Origin of the sequence: Herbiconiux daphne (assembly GCF_024979295.1) — a bacterium.
Taxonomy (GTDB): Bacteria; Actinomycetota; Actinomycetes; order Actinomycetales; family Microbacteriaceae; genus Herbiconiux; species Herbiconiux daphnes.
This window is the reverse complement of the sequence record NZ_JANLCJ010000003.1, coordinates 454,933-474,136: the sequence shown is the minus strand read 5'-3', so window position 1 is coordinate 474,136 and position 19,204 is coordinate 454,933. Positions and strand designations below refer to the sequence as shown.

Here is a 19,204-nt window from a genome sequence, read left to right as displayed (position 1 = left end):
GGTGGCGCGGGGTGGGCGAGTGCTGGTCGGGCGGGGCCGGTAGGGTCAGCCGGCGAAGGTCTCGACGCCGGTGACCTCGACCGTGATGTCGCGGCCGTTGGGCGCGGTGTAGGTGGTCTTCTCGCCCACCTTGAGGCCGAGGATGGCGGTGCCGAGCGGGCTCTGCTCGCTGTAGACGTCGAGGTCGGCGTTGCCCGCGATCTCGCGGCTGCCGAGCAGGAAGCGCTCCTCGCCGCCCGCCACGAGGGCGGTCACGACGACTCCGGGCTCCACGACGCCGTGGCTCTCGGGGGTGGCGCCGACCTGGGCGGTGCGCAGCAGCTGCGTGAGTTGACGGATGCGTGCCTCGATCTTGCCCTGCTCGTCTTTCGCGGCGTGGTAGCCGCCGTTCTCTTTGAGGTCGCCCTCTTCGCGCGCCATCTCGATGCGCTTCGCGATCTCGATGCGGGCCGGGCCGCTGAGCTCCTCGAGCTCGTTGGTCAGCCGGTCGTAGGCTTCCTGGGTGAGCCAGGTGACGTGAGTGTCTTCTGCCATCGGAAATCTCCCTCGAGCGCGGATACGCCCGAGCCGACACGGCCCGGACGATCAAGAAAGACTATGTGAGCCAGCAGTTGTAAATCAAACCCGTCGAGGCCCGCTCGCTGGTGCGCACGACCTCCCGGAACGACCTCGTCGCCTGGTCTGACGCGGGCAGGTCGATGATCTTCCAGCCGACGATGGCGAAGGTGTCGTTGAGGGCCTGCAGCGAGCAGCTCGCGGTGTCGCCGCGGGGGATGGTGACGTCGAACTCCACCTCGACGCTGCGGGCGTCGATGACGGTGTGGGCCGTGTCCTGCTTGCCGATGGTGGCCGACGTGCCGTCGAGGCCGGCCCAGACCACCCACACGATCACCACCACGGCCACGGCCGCTTCCGTGACCCAGGCGATCAGCCGGCTGCGCAACCGGCGGGCCGGGGTGCGGCCGTAGCGGCGCTGCAGCTCGTCGGTGCTCACGAGGTTTTCTCCCGGGGTAAAGCAATTAGTCTTGAGGTGGCCGTTACCAGGCTAATTGCTATTCGCGAGGAGTTGAGACCGCTGACACTGCGACTCATGGCCGTGCACGCTCACCCCGACGACGAGTCGAGCAAGGGCGCGGCGACCTACGCCTATTATCTCGACCGCGGGGTCGACGTCATGGTGGTCAGCTGCACCGGCGGCGAACGCGGTTCGGTGCTCAACGAGGGCCTCGAGCCGCGCATCTGGGCCGAGCGCGACATGGCGGGGCTGCGGCGCGTCGAGATGACCGCGGCGCAGGCGGCCGTCGGCTTCGAGCACCGGTGGCTCGGCTACGTCGACTCCGGCTACCAGGAGCCGGGCTCGGTCGACCCGCTGCCCGTCAACTCGTTCGGCACGATCCCGGTCGCCACGGCGGCGGCTCCGCTGGTGAAGCTCATCCGCGAATACCGGCCGCACGTGCTCATCACCTATGACGAGAACGGGGGCTACCCGCACGCCGACCACATCCGCTGCCACGAGATCTCGGCGCTCGCCTACCAGGCCGCGGCCGACGCCGCCGCCTATCCGGATGCCGGGCCGGCGTGGTCGATCTCCAAGCTCTACTACGACCGCATCATGAACCCCGAGCGGTTCGAGGCGGTCTACGAGTTGCTCTCGGTGGAGCAGCCCGACCATCCCTTCCTCAAAGACCTCACCGAGATGCGCGAGCGCATGAAGGAGCGGCCCTCCTACGAGACCGTGCGCATCCCGGCCGGGCCGTTCTTCGACGTGCGCGACACCGCGCTGCGGGCGCATGCCAGCCAGGTGGCGCCGGATCATCCGTTCTTCTTCTGGCCCAACGACCTGCAGCTGCGCGCGTGGCCCTATGAAGACTTCCAGCTCGTCGACTCGCGGGTGCCGGCCGCCACCACACCCGAGACCGACCTCTTCGACGGCGTCGAGGACTCGGAATGACCGGCGGTGTGGTCATGTTCGCCATCGCCGGTGCGGTCTCCGCGGCATCCCTCGCCGCCGACGAGGTGACGCCCGACCCCGACACCGTCACCCCGGGAGTCGTGGGGTTCATCGTCACGTTCCTGATCGCGGTGGTCACGGTGCTGCTCGTCATCGACATGGTGCGGCGGGTGCGGCGCGTGAACTATCGGGCGCAGGTGCAGCAGGAGCTGGCGGCCGAGGTCGCGGCGCGAGATGACGCGGGGCCGGATGCCGCGGCTCCCGGTGCGGGCGACTCGCGTGCCGCGGGTGACTCGCGTGCGGGCGGCGAGGGCGGCCCGGCCGGTTCGGGTCGCGCCCCGAAGTAGGGCCTCCGGGCACCCGCCCCACAGACCACAATGGGGGCATGGGAACAACTGACAGCGCCGCCGGTCGATCGCCCGAAGGCGGCCGGCCGCGAACGGGCCGCCGCACCCGCCTGATCGTGGGGATCGTGGTCGCCGTCGCGATCGTCGCGGTCGGTGCCACTGTGGCCGGGCTGGTTCTCACGGGCGGGTCGCCGTCTGCCAGTGCCCCGGCGACGACATCCGCCGCTCCGACGCCCACCCCGACGCCGACAGCCACGGCCACTCCCACGCCGACCCCGACGGCGGCACCGGTCGTCGCGCCCGTGCGCGTGCCGCTCACCTGCCCCGCGGTGCTGTCGTCGGTGACCGCCCAGCAACTGGTCGGTGCGCCGGTGGTGGGGTCGGGGTCGCCCCGGGCGTCGAATCCGCTGGCCTACTCCGACCTCAGAACCGGTTCGCTCACCTGCACCTGGGTCGTCGCGAGCGCCACGACCCCGGCTGGTGGCATCGCGCCCCGGGCGTTCGCCATCATCGTGCCCGACGTCACCGACGAAGACTACTTCGACGTCGCCGGGGGAGTCGACTTCGGAGCGTCACCGCCCATCCCGGGCTTCGGCGACGACTCGCGCGAGCTCTGCCAGACCGGCACGGAGGTGCCTGTCTGCGCCCTCATCGACCACGTCGCCAACTACGGGGTGCAGGTGGGCGTGGTGCCGGCATCGCAGACCATCTCCGACGAGACGGTGTCGGCCACGCGGGCGCTCTTCGGCGCGGTGGCCGATGCGGTCGTCGCGGCCGGGCCGCCGGGGCCGCTGTGGCAGCCCCAGGGCGCGAATCTCGTCGGCGCATCCGGATGCGACGGCTTGCTCACGACCGACCAGCTCGTGGCGATCACGGGCGACCCGGCGATGCGCGTGTTCCGGGAGTACGAGGGCGAGTTCCGCATCGCGACGTTCCGCAGCAACCGCCAGGTCGGCGGCTACGGCTGCGGCTGGTCAGGCGGCGGTGCGAGCATCACGGCGATGGTGCTGCCGGGCGGGGCCGGCTACATCTCCGACTCGGTGGCGGGCGGCGGGTCGCAGTGGCTGCGGACGAGCGGCTACCCGGGCACGGCCTACGTGTCGGATTCCGGTGACCACGTGGCGGTGCTGGTCGACAACGCCTGGTTCGACGTCAAGGTGCCGGTCGAGCTGGCCGCCCTGCTGCCGCAGCTGGCGGCGCAGCTGGTCGCGAACGTGCAGGCGGCCGGGTGAGAGCGCGCCGGGCGGGGTGCGCGGCCGGCTCGGTGCGCGTCCGGCTCGGATGCCCGGCCGGCTCGGTCAGCCGTTGAACGGCGGGTCGATCGCGAGCAGCAGGATCGCGGTCCAGTGGCAGAGGAACGCCACCACGGTGAGCGTGTGGAAGATCTCGTGGAACCCGAACCGGCCGGGGAACGGGTTCGGCCGCTTGAAGCCGTAGGCGAGCGCGCCGAGCGTGTAGGCGAGGCCACCGACGATGACGAGGATCAAAGACGCCGGGTTGGCCGCGAAGATGTCGACGAGATACATCACGGCCGCCCAGCCGAGCGCCAGGTAGAGCACGACGTAGAGCCACCGCGGGGCGCCGATCCAGAACACCCGGAAGCCGATGCCGAGCAGCGCGCCGGCCCAGACCAGGCTGAGCAACAGCACGCCCTTCTCGGGCGGGAGGGCGAGCACCGCGATCGGCGTGTAGGTGCCGGCGATCAGCAGGAAGATGTTGGCGTGGTCGATGCGCTTCAGCAGCAGCTTCGTCTCCGGCTTCCAGTTGAAGCGGTGATAGAGCGCCGAGTTGCCGAAGAGCAGCATCGAGGTGAGCATGAACACCGCGCTCGCCCACTTCGCCGGCGCGCCCTGCGCGAGGCTGATGAGCACGATTCCCATCGCGATGGTGAACGGGAACGTGCCGGCGTGGATCCAGCCGCGCCAGGTGGGTTTCAGCTCGGCCGGCGGGTGATCGAGCTCGTCCTCCAACAGCGGGATGTTCGGCAGTTCGGGCTCGGGCATGTGCTCAGACTACGCGTATGGCATCCGCCGCCCGCTGTGAGCGAGTAGCGTATCGGTGTGCCGAATCGCCAGCAGAAGGTCGGGAAAGGCCTGCTCTACCGTCTCTACCAGCGGCGTATCCGCAAGCACCTCGACGGTTCGGTGCTGCCGAAGCACGTGGCCATGATCCTCGACGGCAACCGGCGCTGGGCCCGGCAGCGGTCGCTCGGCACGGCGGCGCACGGGCACCGGGCCGGGGCCGCGAAGATCCGGGAGTTCCTGGTGTGGTGCGACGACCTCGGCATCGAGGTGGTGACCCTCTACCTGCTGTCGACCGACAACCTGAAGAACCGGTCGGGCGAAGAGCTCACCGAGCTGATCGAGATCATCGCCGACCTCGCCGACGACATCTCGCGGTTCCGCGACTGGCGGGTGAAGCACGTGGGAACGGATGCCGGCCTGCCCGAGCCGCTCATCGCGGCGCTCGACGGCGCCGAAGCCCGCACCGCCGACCACAAGGGGCTGCACGTCAACCTCGCCATCGGCTACGGCGGCCGCTCCGAGATCGAAGACGCCGTGCGCAGCATCATCCAGAAGCACAAGGCGCTCGGCCACGGGCTCGACGAGCTCGAGGCGGCCATCGACCAGGACATCATCGCCGAGCACCTCTACACGGGCGGCCAGCCCGACCCCGACCTGGTCATCCGCACCTCAGGCGAGCAGCGCCTCTCCGACTTCATGCTCTGGCAGAGCGCGCACAGCGAGTTCTACTTCATGGAGGCGCTGGGGCCGGATGTGCGCGAGGTCGACTTCCTGCGCGCGCTGCGCGACTACTCGCGGCGCCAGCGGCGGTTCGGCAGCTGAGCCGCTGCCGGAATTACACGCGTGTAACACAGAGTTAATCTGATCCGTCGCGTGTCGTAACCCACGCATCCGCCAACAGACGTAGGTTCGGTCTCATCAGGCATGGCGCCTGATCGAGACGGCCACATAAGTACGTTTCGACACTCTGACTGTGGCCTGATCGCCTACTGACCGAGCGCCGCGCGCTCGGGGTTGGAGTGGATGTGGCCGAGCCCATGACTCAGAAGCCCAGCGGGACGAACACCGGAAAGGATGCACGAAGCACCACCCAGACTGCTGACTCGACATCGACGACCGAGGTGACCTACGTGTTGGACACCTCGGTTCTTCTGTCTGATCCGAAGGCCATCTTCCGGTTCGCCGAGCACGCCGTCGTTCTGCCGGTGATCGTCATCACCGAACTCGAGTCCAAACGCAACGACCCCGAGATCGGCTACTTCGCCCGCCAGGCGCTGCGCAACCTCGACGAGCTGCGCATCCAGCACGAACGGCTCGATTTTCCGATCGCCGTCGGCACCGAGGGCGGTTCGCTGCGCGTCGAGCTCAACCACTCCAACACCTCGGTGCTGCCGTCGGGGCTCCAACTCGGCGACAACGACACCCGCATCCTCGCCGTGGCCCAGAACCTCGCCAACGACGGGCTCGCCGTCACCGTGGTGTCGAAAGATCTGCCGTTGCGCGTGAAGGCCGCGTCGATCGGCCTCGCGGCCGAGGAATACCGGGCCGAGCTCGCCGTCGACTCCGGCTGGACCGGTCTCGACGACATCACGCTGGGGTCGACCGAGATGTCGAAGCTCTACGACGACGAGCGGCTCAGCACGCCGCTCGTGCGCGACATGCCGATCAACACCGGCCTCGTCATCCACTCCGATCGCGGCTCGGCCCTCGGCCGGGTCACCGGGCGCGACGCGTTCCAGCTCGTGCGTGGCGACCGCGACGTGTTCGGTCTGCACGGCCGCTCGGCGGAGCAGCGCATCGCGATCGACATGCTGCTCGACCCCGAGGTCGGAATCGTGTCGCTGGGGGGTCGAGCCGGTACGGGGAAGTCCGCTCTGGCCCTGTGCGCCGGTCTCGAAGCAGTGCTCGAGAAGCAGCAGCACAAGAAGATCATGGTGTTCCGGCCGCTGTACGCGGTGGGCGGGCAGGAGCTCGGCTTCCTGCCGGGTGACGCCGCGGAGAAGATGAACCCGTGGGCACAGGCCGTGTTCGACACGCTCGGCTCGCTGGTATCGCAGAACGTGCTCGACGAGGTGATCGATCGCGGCATCCTCGAGGTGCTGCCGTTGACGCACATCCGGGGTCGTTCGCTGCACGACGCCTTCGTGATCGTCGACGAGGCGCAGTCGCTCGAGCGCAACGTGCTGCTCACCGTGCTCTCGCGCATCGGCCAGAACTCGCGGGTGGTGCTGACCCACGACGTGGCGCAGCGCGACAACCTGCGGGTGGGCAGGCACGACGGCGTCGCGTCGGTGATCGAGACGCTGAAGGGGCACTCGCTCTTCGGGCACATCACGTTGACGCGCTCGGAGCGCTCGGCGATCGCCGCCCTCGTCACCGAGATGCTCGAGTCGAACGAGCTCGCGTAGGGGGTGGGTGGGGGTGCGTGCACCCCCACCCATCACTCGACCCCGCGCGTCCCGTGCCCTCCCGCGCCCCACTCCACCTCCGCGCCCCACTCCACCCCCGCGAGAAGTCACTTTTCGGCCCAAAAAGGCACCTCTTCGGCCCAGAAATGACTTCTCGAGCGGGTCAGTAGGCGTAGAGCAGGTTGACGACGAGCCCGTACAGGACCGCGCCGAACACCCCCACGAGGCCGGCCGCGCCGAGGGCGATGCCGGCGGCAGCCAGCGTCTTCGATGCGCCCCGCCGGCTGAGCGCGATGAGGCCGAGAACGAGCGCGGCCGCGGCGACGAGACCGCTGAGCACTCCGTTCACCGCGCCGGCGGCGCCGATCGCCTGAGTCTCGCCGCTACCGATCAGGGCCGCCTGAATCAGCAAGAACAGAAGGCCGAGCACCGGTCCGATCGCCCCGACGATGAGCGATGCCAGCCCGAGCGTGTTGCGCGTGGGCCGCGGGATGAGCGGCGGGGGAGCGGTTGCGGTCCCGGGTGCATACCCGGGATTCGGTCCAGAACCGGGGTTCGGCCCGTAACCGGGATGTGGCACCTGGCCGCCCGTTGCCGGGTAGGTGGGAGTGGTCGGTCCATAGCCCGGATGCCGCGGTGCCGTCTGATCGGCAGGTCGCGGTGCGGCTCCCGGGGGTTGCTCTGCGGGTGTCTGCGTCACGGATGATCCCTTCGGTTCGGTGTCGTGCAGCGGCACATGCTCCTGCCTACCGTGCCCGGCGCGTCCGCACCACTCCCCGTCGGTGAACGCGGTTCGACGCCACTACTCCACAATCGCCCCGTCACAGCGATTCATGCACCAGTTCCGTCCGCCCGCAGTCTTGGCGCCTCGACCTCTCTAGCGTCGAACCATGTTCTCGTCGACGATCCCGTGGACGGCCGTGCCCCTGGCCTACCTCGCCGCGATCACCGTGCCCCTGGCGGTGACGGATGCCCGCACGCTCCGCCTCCCCAACGCGCTCGTGGTGCCGGGGCTGGTGCTGCTCGCCTGGTCGCTCATCGGTCTCACCGCCGAGCACCTCGCTCGCGGCATCGTCGCCCCGCCCTCGAAGGCCGCTTCGGCATTCGGCCGCGCCGCGACCTCGGCGCTGGCAGCGGCGGCGTTCGGCTCTGCCGACGCGCGTTCGGCGCTCGACGCCGGAGCGGCACCCGCCAGTGCCGGCCTGGGTCCAACGCTCGAGGCCGGCGTGATCGTCATCGCTCTCGCCATGGCCGGTGCCGCCGGAGCGATCGGCATGGGCGACGTGAAACTCGCCACCTTGCTCGTCGGACTGGCGGCGGCATCCGACCCCCGCCTCCTGCCCCAGGTGGCGCTGGCGACGGGCGTCCTCACCGCCGCACAGACCGCGGCGGCAATCATCTGCTGGTCACGCGCCCCGAGCGCGCGAGTGCTCGGCCACCGCCTGCCCCTCGGCCCCGCCCTCCTAGGCGGCTTCTGGTCGGCAATGGCATCCACCCTCCTACCCCACGCCTGACGCAGGCAGTCCGCGGATGGCGGCGGGCGCGGGTTCGGGAGGCCATGCCGCCCGCATGCCCAGTTCGGAAGGCCTCATCGGCCTCCCGAGGGGCTATCGGCCTCCCGAGGGATGGTGGGGTGGTGTGTTGTCCGCGGAGGGCCGGCGGTCGCACTCGGGTTCGGGAGGCGCGGGTTCGGGAGGCCGTGCCGCCTGCATGCCCAGATTGGGAGGCCGCGCCGGCCTCCCAAGGGGCTATCGGCCTCCCGAGGGGTGGCGGTGGTGGTGTCTGGCCCGCGGATGGCGGGTGGGCGTGGGTTCGGGAGGCCGTGCCGCCCGAATACCCAGATTGGGAGGCCGAATCGGCCTCCCAAGGAACTGTTTGGCTTCCCGAGGGGTGGCGGTGGTGGGGTGTGGTCCGCGGATGGCAGGCGGGTCGGCGCGCGTTCGGGAGGCCGTGCCGCCTGCACGCCCAGATCGGGAGGCCGAACTGGCCTCCTGAGGGAGGACTGGCCTCCCGAGGGCGGCGGGCTGCCGCGTGGCCGCGGCGCCCGCCAGACCCGCGGCCGCGGGCGGCCCGCGGGCTACTTCGCCCGGGGCGGACGGGTCATCGAGAGCACGTCGAGGGCCGCGTCGAGTTGCTCGAGGGTGACCTCGCCGCGGTCGACGAAGCCGAGGTCGATGACGGCCTCGCGCACGGTGACACCCTTGGCGACGGAGTGCTTGGCGATCTTCGCCGCCGCCTCGTAGCCGATGATGCGGTTGAGCGGGGTGACGATCGACGGCGACGACTCGGCCAGGGCGCGAGCGCGGTCGAGGTTGGCCTCGAGGCCGTCGACGGTCTTGTCGGCCAGCAGCACAGCCGAGTTCGACAGCAGGCGGATCGACTCGAGCAGCGCGGTGCCCATCACGGGGATGGCGACGTTCAGCTCGAAGGCTCCGGAGGCGCCCGACCACGCGATCGAGGCGTCGTTGCCGATCACCCGCGAGCAGACCATGAGCACCGCCTCGGGGATGACCGGGTTGACCTTGCCGGGCATGATCGACGATCCAGGCTGCAGGTCGGGGATGTGCAGTTCGCCGATGCCCGTGTTCGGGCCCGAACCCATCCAGCGCAGGTCGTTGCAGATCTTGGTGAGCGACACGGCCAGCACGCGGAGGGCTCCGGATGCCTCGACCAGCGAATCGCGGGCGCCCTGCGCCTCGAAGTGGTCGCGGGCCTCGGTGATCGGCAGGCCGGTCTCGTCGGCGAGCAGCTGGATGACCAGCTGCGGGAACCCGGCAGGGGTGTTGATGCCGGTGCCGACGGCGGTGCCGCCGAGCGGAACCTCGGCGACGCGCGGCAGGGCCGACTGGATGCGCTCGATGCCGAGACGCACCTGCATCGCGTAGCCGCCGAACTCCTGCCCGAGGGTGACGGGCGTGGCATCCATCAGGTGGGTGCGGCCCGACTTCACCGCGTTGGCCCAGAGCGACGCCTTGGCCTCGAGGGCCTCGGCGAGGTGCTCGAGCGACGGGATCAGGTCGTGGATGAGCGCACTCGTCACGGCCACGTGCACCGAGGTCGGGAAGACGTCGTTCGACGACTGCGACGCGTTGACGTGGTCGTTGGGGTGCACCTTGGAGCCGAGCGACTCGGTCGCGAGCGAGGAGAGCACCTCGTTCATGTTCATGTTCGACGAGGTGCCGCTGCCGGTCTGGTAGACGTCGATCGGGAAGTCGGTGGCGAACTCGCCCGCGATCACGCGATCGGCCGCCGCGGCGATGGCGTCGGCGATGCCGGCATCCAGCACGCCGAGCTGCGCGTTCGCGAGGGCCGCGGCCTTCTTGATGCGCGCCAGTGCGGCGATCTGTGCGGGCTCGAGCACATCGCCCGACACGGGGAAGTTCTCGACCGCGCGCTGGGTCTGAGCGCCGTAGAGCGCCGACGCGGGCACCTTGACCTCGCCCATCGTGTCGTGCTCGATGCGGTATTCGATCTCGGGGGCGTTCTCCACCACTTCGTGGTCGTCCTTTCGTTCTGCCGACGGCGCAGTGGCAGCGGCGATTCTCATGGTTGTGTTCGGTGAGTCAGTTCAGTGAGTCGGTTCGGTGAGCCAGTCCGGTGAGCTGGTTTGGTGAGTCAGATCTCGCCGATGGCGATGTCGGCGACGGCCCTGCCTTCGGCGAGCCGGTAGTTCGCTCCGACAACAGCCAATCTACCCTCCGCGACGGCGGCGGTGATGATCTCCGACGACTCGAGCAGCTGCCCGACGGTGTCGCGCAGGTGGGCGCGGCCGACGGCACCGGCATCCGGTGCCGAGAGCAGCGAACCGTCGTCGGCGCGCTCGGCCGCCACCTCGGCGATGGCCGGAACGATGCGCTGCACCAGGGTGCGGATGTGACCGGGCAGAGGCGCGGCATCCGGCAGCTGCGAATCGATCGCGGCCCGCACGGCCCCGCACTCGTCGTGGCCGAGCACCACGATCAGGGCGACGCCCAGCACCTCGACGGCGTATTCGAGGCTGCCGATGACGGAGTCGGAGATGACCTGACCGGCGTTCCGCACCACGAAGAGGTCGCCGAGGCCGAGGTCGAAGATGATCTCGGCGGCCAGCCGCGAGTCGCTGCAGCCGAACAGGGCGGCCCGCGGCGTCTGCAGGTGCGCGAGCTCGGCCCGGGTCTCGACGTCTTGCCGGGGGTGCTTGGGTGTGCCGGCGATGAATCGCTCGTTACCGCGCAGCATCGTGGCCCACACCCGCGCCGGCGTCGTCGGCTCGCCGGCCGCGCCCGCCTCGTCGATCACCTGATCGCTCATCACTCTCCTCCGCTGTCGCCGGTCGCCGGGATGTCGCCCTGCGCGAGCACGTTCTGGCTCAGCGACGCGGCGACGGCCTCGATCTCGCCGGCCTCTGCGGTGCCGAACACGATGTAGGTCGACCGCCCCGCCTCGGTCGTGAGCGCGTATTCCACGTTGCCCACGTCGTCGTTGCCCGAGGCGCCGGAACGGTTGTCATAGATGGTCCAGCGCACACCGTCGATGTCGGTGGCGCCCGACGGGATGCCCTCGGCCACCTGCTGCGACACCCAGCTGGGGTTCGCGTCGAGTGCCTGCGTCACACCGACGTACTCCTTCTCGGGCGAGATCAGCCCGATGTACCACGACGTCACGTCGTCGGTGGTGGCCGTTCGCAGCTCGGCGGCGTTCGACGACCAGCCTTCGGGCAGGTCGGGAACCGCCAGTGGCACGGGCATCGACGACTGGGCGCTCGCGGCGACCTGGCGGTAGTCGACATCCTGCAGCATCGACGAGTCGTTGCGCGGCACGATGAAGATGATCGCCGCCACCAGGGCGACACACACGAGCAGCGCGTAGAGCAGGTTGCGCAGGGTCTTTCGGTCGCGGTAGAGGCGGGACTGCTCCGCCTTGCGGGCAGCCGTCTCTTCGGGGGTCTCGGGGCGGCCGAGCTCGGCGACGACCCGCGGTTCAGCGCTCTTGGCCATGGCCCGCGTTCACTCGCTCACCGATTTGCGCGCGGCATCGAGGCGCTCCTTGGCGCCGAGCAGCCACTCCTCGCAGCGCGAGGCGAGGGCCTCGCCGCGCTCCCACAGCGACAGCGACTGCTCGAGCGTGGCCGAGCCCTGCTCGAGCTCGCCGACGACCCGGATGAGTTCGTCGCGAGCCTCTTCGTAGCTGAGTGCCTGAACGTCGGAAGGGGGCGAGGATGCCATGTCTCGATCCTACCGATCTTCGCTGTGCGGGCCGTTCGAGACGGCGTCGAGAGCGCCGTCGGCCACGGTGACCACGACGGCCGTGCCGCGTGGGGCATCCGCGGCGCTGCGCACGATGTGACCCGACCCGGCCTGCTGCACGATCGAGTACCCGCGGTCGAGGGTGCGCTGCGGTGAGAGTGCGCGCAGGTGCCCGGCGAGTTCGCGCACCGTGTTGCCCTCGCGCTCGATCACACGCGAGACCAGTTCTTCGCCGCGGGCGACGAACCGGGTGAGGTCTTCGGAGCGGGAGTCGATGATCCAGCCCGGGGCGGCGAGCGCGGGCCGGCTGCGGATCTGCTCGATGCGATCGACCTCCAGCGACACCTTCGACGACACGCGGCTCCGGATGCGCGTGCGCGCCTGGTCGACCCGGTTCAGTTCTTCGGTGACGTCGGGCACCACGCGCTTCGCGGCATCCGTCGGCGTCGACGCTCGCAGATCGGCCACGGAGTCGAGCAGCGGACGGTCGGCCTCGTGACCGATGGCGCTCACGATGGGAGTGGTGGCGGCCGCCGCCGCCCGCACGACCGCTTCGTCGCTGAAGCCGAGCAGGTTCTGGAAGTCGCCGCCGCCGCGCGCGACGATGATGACGTCGATGCCGGGGTCGGCGTCGAGCAGCTCGATGGCGGCGACCACCTCGCGCGCGGTGCGCTCACCCTGCACCGTGGCGTGCACGACCCGGAACCGCACCGACGGCCAGCGCAACTGCGCGTTGCGCAGCACGTCTTTCTCGGCGTCGCTGTCTTTGCCCGTCACGAGGCCGACTCCGCCGGGCAGGAACGGCAGCGGCTTCTTGCGCGACTCGTCGAAGAGGCCCTCCGCCGCCAGCTGCGCGCGCAGCCGCTCGAGGCGCTCGAGCAGGTCGCCGAGCCCGACGTGCCGCATCTCGAACACCTGCATGGTGAGCGAGCCGCCGCGCACCCAGTAGTTGGGCTTGATGAGCGCGATCACGCGATCGCCCTGCTTCAGGTCGGCCGGGATGCGCGCCTTGACCGACGACCAGATGGTGAAGCTGATCGTGGCGTCGTCGTCGAGGTCTTTCAGCTTGCCGTAGACGTTGCCGCCCGACACGCCCCACTGCGTGATCTCGCCCTCGACCCACGCCGTGCCGAGGCGCTCGATGTAGCCGCGGATCTTCTGGGCCAGCTCGCCGACCGGCCACGGATTGTCGGCGGTGGGCGGCCCGGACACGGGCGCGGGAGCTTCGGTCATGGGGGTGTTTCTCCGTAAGGCTTTGCACAGTTCGATCGACGTAGACTCAAGGGGTGAGCAATGCGACCATCAGCCTGCCGATGCCGAGGATTCCCGGCACACGGAACAGGCTAAAGGATAACCCGGTGACCGGTCACAAGCGTGTACTGCTCGCTGCCCCACGGGGCTACTGTGCAGGAGTGGATCGCGCCGTCGTCGCGGTGGAGAAGGCGCTGGAGCACTACGGTGCGCCCGTCTACGTGCGCAAGCAGATCGTGCACAACGTGCACGTCGTCACCACGCTCGAGAAGCGCGGGGCCATCTTCGTCGACGAGATCGACGAGGTTCCCGAGGGCTCGCACCTGGTGTTCTCGGCGCACGGCGTCTCGCCGGCCGTCGTGCAGGGCGCGGCCGACCGCGGCCTTCTCGCCATCGACGCCACCTGCCCGCTCGTCACGAAGGTGCACCGCGAGGCCGTGCGCTTCGCCCGCGACGACTTCGAGATCCTGCTCATCGGCCACGAGGGCCACGAAGAGGTCGAGGGCACGGCCGGGGAGGCGCCCGAGCACATCACGCTCGTCGGCAGCCCCGAGGCCGTCGCCGACATCGAGGTGAAAGACCCCGACAAGGTCGTCTGGCTCTCGCAGACCACGCTCTCGGTCGACGAGACGATGGAGACGGTGCGCCGCCTGCGCGAGAAGTTCCCGAACCTGCAAGACCCGCCCTCCGACGACATCTGCTACGCCACCCAGAACCGCCAGGTCGCCATCAAGAAGGTGGCCCAGAACGCCGACCTCGTGATCGTGGTCGGCTCGGCGAACTCCTCGAACTCGGTGCGACTCGTCGAGGTCGCCCTCGAATACGGCGCCAAGGCCGCCTACCGGGTCGACTACGCCCACGAGGTGAAGCAGGAGTGGCTCGACGGTGTCGAGACGGTCGGCGTGACCTCCGGGGCATCCGTTCCCGAGGTGCTCGTGCAGGAGCTGCTCGACGACCTCGCCGGTGCCGGCTACGGCGACATCGAGACCGTGCAGACCGCCGAAGAAGACCTCGTGTTCTCGCTGCCGAAAGAGCTGCGCCGCGACACCTCGGGCAAGAAAGACGCCCGGGCGCTCGGCGGACGCCACAGCGCCTGAGCGCACGTTGCGCCTGCCGGCTCAGGGCGCCGGCACTCGATCGGCTCAGGGCTCAGGGCTCAGGCGCCGTGCCGACTCAGGGTGCCGGCGTCGCGTCGAACATCGCGTTGACGACCGCCCCGTCGGCGAAGAACGCCAAAATCAGCACGAAGAACAGCAGCATGAAGCTGAGCACCGCGATCGCGAGCGGAATGAAGAACGCCAGCCGCCGCAAGCGGATCGCCCGCACCGACAACCACACCGCGGCGCCGTAGAGCAGCACCAGGCCGACCGATCCGATGGAGCCGAGCACCCCGGCGGCGGCCGTGGCCGTGTAGGCGACGTCGACGCCCTGCATGTCGAGCACCTGCTGGATGATCGTCGACAGGCTGAGCAGCCCCGACACCGAGTTGGCGGTGGCGATGAAGCCGATCACGAGCAGGATGACGGTCGCCACGAGATCGCCGACGTTCACGGGCTTCGGGCTGCCGTCGGGCAGGGTGGCGGGCGTCGGGCCCGGCTTCGGTGTCAGAGCTCCGGATGCCGGCTGCCGCGTGGGCGCCGGCCGCCCGACGGGTCGCGGCGCCTGCCCGGGCGCGGAGGCCTCGCCGAACCGGCCCGACGGGCCGGCGTGCGGCGAGGCTCCGGGCGCCTGACCCCCGTCGGTGGCGTCGGCGTCATCCGTCGGGGGTTTCGGCGGCTGCCACACCCACCCTTCGGGGGCCAGCTCGCCGTACTTGGGCTTCGGTCGCTCGTCGCTCATCTGGTCACTGGCCGGTGTGGCCGGCCGAGCCGAGCTGCTGCGTGGCCTCGACCACGCGCTTGGCCATGGCGGTCTCGGCGATCTTGCCCCAGGCGCGCGGGTCGTAGATCTTCTTGTTGCCGACCTCGCCGTCGACCTTCAGCACACCGTCGTAGTTGGTGAACATGGTGCCGGCGATCGAGCGGGTGAAGGCGTACTGGGTGTCGGTGTCGATGTTCATCTTGATGACGCCGTTGGCGACCGCTTCGGCGATCTCGGCGTCGGTCGAGCCCGACCCGCCGTGGAAGACGAGGTCGAGAGGCTTCGGGCCGGTGCCGAACTTGGCCTCGAGACCGTCTTGGATCTGCTTCAGCAGCTCGGGCTTCAGCTTTACGTTTCCGGGCTTGTAGACGCCGTGCACGTTGCCGAAGGTGAGCGCGGCCATGTAGCGGCCGTTCTCGCCCAGGCCGAGTGCCTCGACGGTCTGGATGGCGTCATCCAGCGTCGTGTAGAGGTGCTCGTTGATGTCGTGGCTGACGCCGTCTTCTTCGCCGCCGACGACGCCGATCTCGACCTCGAGGATGGCGTTGATGGCCTTGGTGCGCTTCAGCATGTCTTCGGCGATGCGCAGGTTGTCGCCGAGCGGGATGGCCGAGCCGTCCCACATGTGCGACTGGAAGATGGGGTTGCGGCCGGCCTTGACCTCTTCTGCGGAGGCGGCGATGAGCGGCAGCACGAAGTCGGCCAGAGCCGGCTCGGGGCAGTGGTCGGTGTGCAGAGCGACCGTGATCGGGTAGCTCTTCGCCACCTCGTGGGCGAACGCGGCGAACGCGAGGGCGCCGGTGGCGCGCGCCTTGACGGTCTGGCCGGCGAAGTAGTCGGCGCCGCCGGTGGTGACCTGGATGATGCCGTCGGAGCCCGCCTCGGTCAGTCCCTGCAGAACGGCGTTGAGCGTCTGCGACGAGGAGACGTTCACAGCGGGGTAGGCGAATCCGCCGGCCTTCGCCTTGTCGAGCATCTCTGCATACTGGTCGGGGGTTGCAATGGGCATGTCATCTCCTTTGGTGGGCGCGAGCTGGCCGCGCCGGCCTGTGCCGTGTCACCTGCGAGTCTAGCCAGCCCGCACCCGCACCGGCGGGGATCGGCGGGTCGGCGGCGGCATGCGCCCGATAGGCTGGAAACCGCCACGGACGGCCTCGCCGCCTGGCCCGCACGACTGTGTCGTCGTGTTCTCGCCATCCGGGAAGGAACAGTTCCATGACCGCCGCCAGCGCCCCCCTCTACGAACACCCCGACAGGAACCTCGCGCTCGAACTCGTGCGGGCCACCGAGGCCGCCGCCATCCGGGCGCAGCCGTTCATCGGCAAGGGCGACAAGAACGCCGCCGACGGCGCCGCGGTCGACGCGATGCGGGCCTTCCTCGGCACGGTCGACTTCGACGGCGTCATCGTCATCGGCGAGGGTGAGAAAGACGAAGCCCCGATGCTGTTCAACGGCGAACACGTGGGCACCGGGCGCGGGCCGGCGTGCGACATCGCCGTCGACCCGATCGACGGAACGTCACTCACCGCGGCGGGGCGCCAGAACGCGATCTCGATGCTCGCCGCCTCCGACCGCGGCACCATGCTCGACGCGTCGAGCGTGTTCTACATGAACAAGATCGTGACGGATGCCGACGGCTTCGGCGTGATCGACATCGACCGCCCGATCGGCGACAACATCCGTGCCCTGGCGAAGGCCAAGGGCAAGGATGTCGGCGACATCCGGGTGGCCGTGCTCGACCGGCCGCGGCACGCCCAGCTGATCGAGGACATCCGGGCCACCGGCGCCGGAACCCGCCTGCTGCTGGACGGCGACGTCGCGGGCGGCATCAACGCGGCCCGCTACGGCACCCGCATCGACATGTGCGTGGGCATCGGCGGCAGCCCCGAGGGTGTGGCCACCGCGTGCGCCATCAAGGCGCTCGGCGGCTTCATCCAGACCCGGCTGGCGCCCAAAGACGACGACGAGCGCCAGAAGGGCATCGACGCCGGACTCGACATCGACAAGCTCTTCACCGCCGACGACCTCGTGTCGGGCGACAACACGTTCTTCGTGGCGACCGGCGTGACCGACGGCGGTCTGGTCGCCGGCGTCAAGCGGCTCGGACCGATCATCCGCACCGAGTCGATCGTGCTGCGGTCGCACTCGGGCACGATCCGCCGCATCGAGGCGGATCATCTGGTGTCCAAGTGGTTGTAGGGGGAGTGTGCTGAGCGGCGGGGCGGGCGATTTTGCGCCTCAGCCTAGGGGTTGAGCGGAGCTCAAAGGCGGCTGAGACACAAAATCGCCCGCCCCGCCGGTCGGCGATGGTGGTGGGATGGTGAGGGCGACGCGCGGCTAGGTGGGGTTGGTGCCGGATTTGTCGTCGAGGTCGAATTCGAGGGTGATGATGCGGGCGCCCTCGTGTTCGAGGTAGTCGGCGTCACGACGGGCTGACGAGCTGCCCAGGGCGTCGAGCTCGGCGACCGCCTTCTCGGCCTCGGCGTCGTCGTCGGCCTGTTCGCCGGCGGCACCGGAGGCCACGTCGGCGGCGGCGAGTTCGACGACCACCGCCTCGCCCTCCTCGAGCGACGCCAGCAGCTCGCGGCTCGTGATCTCGCGCGGGGCCTCTTCGATCGCGTGGCGCTCGGGAAAGAGGTTCTCGCTGTTGAGCGACGCGAGCTTGCGAGCGGTCGGGTAGACCTTGCGTTCGAGCGAGCCGATGAAGGCGTTGTAGTCCTTCACCGACCGCTCGATGGTGTTGCCGAGCTTGTCGATGTGCTGAGCCGTGGTGCCGAGCCGGGTGTAGAGCTCTTTGCTCAGGTCGAACAGCTTGCGTGCGTCTTCGGTGAGCACCTCCTGCTGCCAGCTGAGGGCGACGCTCTTGAGGATGGACCACAGCGTCACCGGCGACGCCAATGCCACCTTGCGGCTGAACGCGAAGTCCATGATCGTCGGGTCGGCCTCCATGGCGCCCGACACTAGCGATTCGCTCGGGATGAAGGCGATCACGAGCTCGGGCGACGACTCGAGCCCGTTCCAGTAGCCCTTCGCGCCCAGCGCCGTGATGTGGGCCTTCAGGGCGGTGACGTGCTTCTTCATCAGCTGCGCGCGGTGCTCGCCCTCGGCCCCGGTGGCGGACGCCGGGATGGCCGAGGCCTCGAGATAGGCGGCGAACGGCACCTTCGCGTCGACGGCGATGTTCTTGCCGCCGGGCAGGTGCACCACCATGTCGGGTCGCCCCGCACCGGTGTCGCTCGAGATCGAGGTCTGCACGTCGAAGTCGACGTGCTCGATGAGCCCGGCCGCCTCGACCACGCTGCGCAGCTGCGTCTCGCCCCACACTCCTCGGGTGCTGTTCGACCGCAGCGCCGACGCCAGCGTCTCGGCGGTCGACCGCAGGCGCTCCTCGGACTCCGTCGCCGACTTCAGCTGCTGGCTGAGCTCGCCGTGCTGCTGCTGCCGCTGGGTCTCGAGCTCGACGACCTTGGCCTGCATCTCCTTCAGGCTCTCCTGCACCGGGCTGAGCGCCACGAGCACCTTGCTGTCTTCGTCTTTGCGTGCCTTCTCGGCGTCGGCCACGGCCTTGAGCTGGCGCTGCAGGTCGTTGATGCGCTCTTCTTGTGCGGCGATCTGCGCGCGGTACTGCTCGTCTTGCTGCGCCAGTCGCTCGCGGGCTTCGTCGCGGGTCGACCCGATGCGCTCCTCGAACTGCTCGCGCAGCGTGGCGCCCTGCTCGCGGTGCGCGGCCGCGGCCGCCTCGGCCTGCTCGCGGGCGAGCAGCATCTGCTCGCGATGCGACGACGCCGTCGCCTCGGCCTGGTCGCGCAGCGCCTCGGTCGTGGCATCGAGGGCGGCGAGCCGTGCCTGGAGCCCCGAGCGCTCGTCGACGAGCTGCTCGACGCGGCCCCGCACGACCGCGAGGTCGGCGGTGCGTTCGGCGAGGGCCGACTCGAGCCCGGGGTCGGCCGCCGCCGCGGCATCCGTTCGCCGGCTGCGCGCCAGGAGGAAACCGCCGGTCACGCCGAGCGCGACGCCCACCACGAGGCCGATGAGAAGGGGGAGCACTGCATCCATGCTGACAGTGTGGCATCGGCCTCCGACACTGCGTTCACGCCACGGCGACAAGCCTCTAGGCTTGCCAGAAACAAGGATCGGC

General features: G+C 69.7%; 20 protein-coding genes. 8 read left to right on the top strand and 12 right to left on the bottom strand.

Annotated elements, in window-relative coordinates; all coding sequences use genetic code 11:
• Positions 1-45: 45 nt before the first annotated feature.
• Both greA and N1032_RS10930 read right to left on the bottom strand, forming a co-directional pair.
• Positions 46-534 (bottom strand): transcription elongation factor GreA, encoded by a 489-nt coding sequence (greA, locus tag N1032_RS10935; protein ID WP_259539089.1) that lies wholly within the window; start codon positions 532-534, stop codon positions 46-48.
• A gap of 61 nt (positions 535-595) precedes the next feature.
• A complete protein-coding gene (locus N1032_RS10930) occupies positions 596-994 on the bottom strand; it encodes a DUF4307 domain-containing protein (protein ID WP_259539088.1) in 399 nt (132 codons plus the stop codon).
• Between the two features lie 96 nt (positions 995-1,090).
• Between N1032_RS10930 and mca the strand changes: the two genes are divergently transcribed.
• The 3 genes from mca to N1032_RS10915 are packed head-to-tail and all read left to right on the top strand — an operon-like array spanning position 1,091 to position 3,530.
• On the top strand, positions 1,091-1,951 hold the full coding sequence (gene mca, locus N1032_RS10925; protein WP_259539087.1) for a mycothiol conjugate amidase Mca: 861 nt from the start codon (positions 1,091-1,093) through the stop codon (positions 1,949-1,951).
• Positions 1,948-2,298, top strand: a complete 351-nt coding sequence (locus N1032_RS10920; RefSeq protein ID WP_310795940.1) for a hypothetical protein — start codon at positions 1,948-1,950, stop codon at positions 2,296-2,298. The genes mca and N1032_RS10920 overlap by 4 nt, the downstream gene beginning before the upstream one ends.
• A 38-nt stretch (positions 2,299-2,336) precedes the next feature.
• Positions 2,337-3,530, top strand: coding sequence for a hypothetical protein (locus N1032_RS10915; protein ID WP_259539086.1), 1,194 nt, complete (start codon positions 2,337-2,339; stop codon positions 3,528-3,530).
• Positions 3,531-3,596: 66 nt separating this feature from the next.
• On the opposite strand, the gene trhA is transcribed toward N1032_RS10915, so the two are convergent.
• Positions 3,597-4,301, bottom strand: coding sequence for a PAQR family membrane homeostasis protein TrhA (gene trhA, locus N1032_RS10910; protein WP_259539085.1), 705 nt, complete (start codon positions 4,299-4,301; stop codon positions 3,597-3,599).
• A 57-nt stretch (positions 4,302-4,358) separates the two neighbouring features.
• Between trhA and N1032_RS10905 the strand changes: the two genes are divergently transcribed.
• Complete coding sequence (locus N1032_RS10905; RefSeq protein WP_259539084.1) at positions 4,359-5,144, top strand: isoprenyl transferase; 786 nt, start codon at positions 4,359-4,361, stop codon at positions 5,142-5,144.
• A gap of 215 nt (positions 5,145-5,359) precedes the next feature.
• On the top strand, positions 5,360-6,730 hold the full coding sequence (locus N1032_RS10900; protein ID WP_259539083.1) for a PhoH family protein: 1,371 nt from the start codon (positions 5,360-5,362) through the stop codon (positions 6,728-6,730).
• A 163-nt stretch (positions 6,731-6,893) separates the two neighbouring features.
• Here the strand turns inward: N1032_RS10900 and N1032_RS10895 are convergent, their stop codons facing one another.
• The gene (locus N1032_RS10895; protein WP_259539082.1) at positions 6,894-7,430 is read right to left on the bottom strand and encodes a YML083C domain-containing protein; all 537 of its coding nucleotides are present in this window, start codon (positions 7,428-7,430) and stop codon (positions 6,894-6,896) included.
• A 190-nt stretch (positions 7,431-7,620) separates the two neighbouring features.
• On the opposite strand from N1032_RS10895, the gene N1032_RS10890 reads away from it, so the two are divergent.
• Positions 7,621-8,244 (top strand): hypothetical protein, encoded by a 624-nt coding sequence (locus N1032_RS10890; protein WP_259539081.1) that lies wholly within the window; start codon positions 7,621-7,623, stop codon positions 8,242-8,244.
• A gap of 563 nt (positions 8,245-8,807) precedes the next feature.
• Here N1032_RS10890 and N1032_RS10885 read toward each other — a convergent pair.
• The 5 genes from N1032_RS10885 to xseA form a co-directional block, all read right to left on the bottom strand.
• The gene (locus N1032_RS10885) at positions 8,808-10,277 is read right to left on the bottom strand and encodes a class II fumarate hydratase (RefSeq protein ID WP_407933026.1); all 1,470 of its coding nucleotides are present in this window, start codon (positions 10,275-10,277) and stop codon (positions 8,808-8,810) included.
• 68 nt (positions 10,278-10,345) lie between these two features.
• Complete coding sequence (locus N1032_RS10880) at positions 10,346-11,020, bottom strand: carbonic anhydrase (RefSeq protein ID WP_310795939.1); 675 nt, start codon at positions 11,018-11,020, stop codon at positions 10,346-10,348.
• Positions 11,020-11,706: a DUF4245 domain-containing protein gene (locus tag N1032_RS10875; RefSeq protein ID WP_259539080.1), complete on the bottom strand. Its 687-nt coding sequence runs from the start codon at positions 11,704-11,706 to the stop codon at positions 11,020-11,022. Before N1032_RS10875 ends, N1032_RS10880 begins: the two co-directional genes overlap by 1 nt.
• A 9-nt stretch (positions 11,707-11,715) precedes the next feature.
• Positions 11,716-11,934, bottom strand: coding sequence for an exodeoxyribonuclease VII small subunit (locus N1032_RS10870; protein ID WP_259539079.1), 219 nt, complete (start codon positions 11,932-11,934; stop codon positions 11,716-11,718).
• Between the two features lie 9 nt (positions 11,935-11,943).
• On the bottom strand, positions 11,944-13,188 hold the full coding sequence (xseA, locus tag N1032_RS10865) for an exodeoxyribonuclease VII large subunit (RefSeq protein WP_259539078.1): 1,245 nt from the start codon (positions 13,186-13,188) through the stop codon (positions 11,944-11,946).
• Between the two features lie 80 nt (positions 13,189-13,268).
• Between xseA and N1032_RS10860 the strand changes: the two genes are divergently transcribed.
• Positions 13,269-14,303 carry a 4-hydroxy-3-methylbut-2-enyl diphosphate reductase gene (locus N1032_RS10860; RefSeq protein WP_259539189.1) on the top strand — a complete coding sequence of 345 codons (1,035 nt, stop codon included), beginning with the start codon at positions 13,269-13,271 and terminating at the stop codon, positions 14,301-14,303.
• A 76-nt stretch (positions 14,304-14,379) separates the two neighbouring features.
• Here N1032_RS10860 and N1032_RS10855 read toward each other — a convergent pair whose 3' ends face one another.
• Complete coding sequence (locus tag N1032_RS10855) at positions 14,380-15,045, bottom strand: DUF6264 family protein (RefSeq protein WP_259539077.1); 666 nt, start codon at positions 15,043-15,045, stop codon at positions 14,380-14,382.
• Between the two features lie 4 nt (positions 15,046-15,049).
• Positions 15,050-16,075 (bottom strand): class II fructose-bisphosphate aldolase, encoded by a 1,026-nt coding sequence (fbaA, locus tag N1032_RS10850; RefSeq protein ID WP_259539076.1) that lies wholly within the window; start codon positions 16,073-16,075, stop codon positions 15,050-15,052.
• Between the two features lie 206 nt (positions 16,076-16,281).
• On the opposite strand from fbaA, the gene glpX reads away from it, so the two are divergent.
• Positions 16,282-17,265: a class II fructose-bisphosphatase gene (glpX, locus tag N1032_RS10845; RefSeq protein ID WP_259539075.1), complete on the top strand. Its 984-nt coding sequence runs from the start codon at positions 16,282-16,284 to the stop codon at positions 17,263-17,265.
• 138 nt (positions 17,266-17,403) lie between these two features.
• Here the strand turns inward: glpX and rmuC are convergent, their stop codons facing one another.
• Positions 17,404-19,122 (bottom strand): DNA recombination protein RmuC, encoded by a 1,719-nt coding sequence (gene rmuC, locus N1032_RS10840; protein WP_259539074.1) that lies wholly within the window; start codon positions 19,120-19,122, stop codon positions 17,404-17,406.
• Positions 19,123-19,204 lie beyond the last annotated feature (82 nt).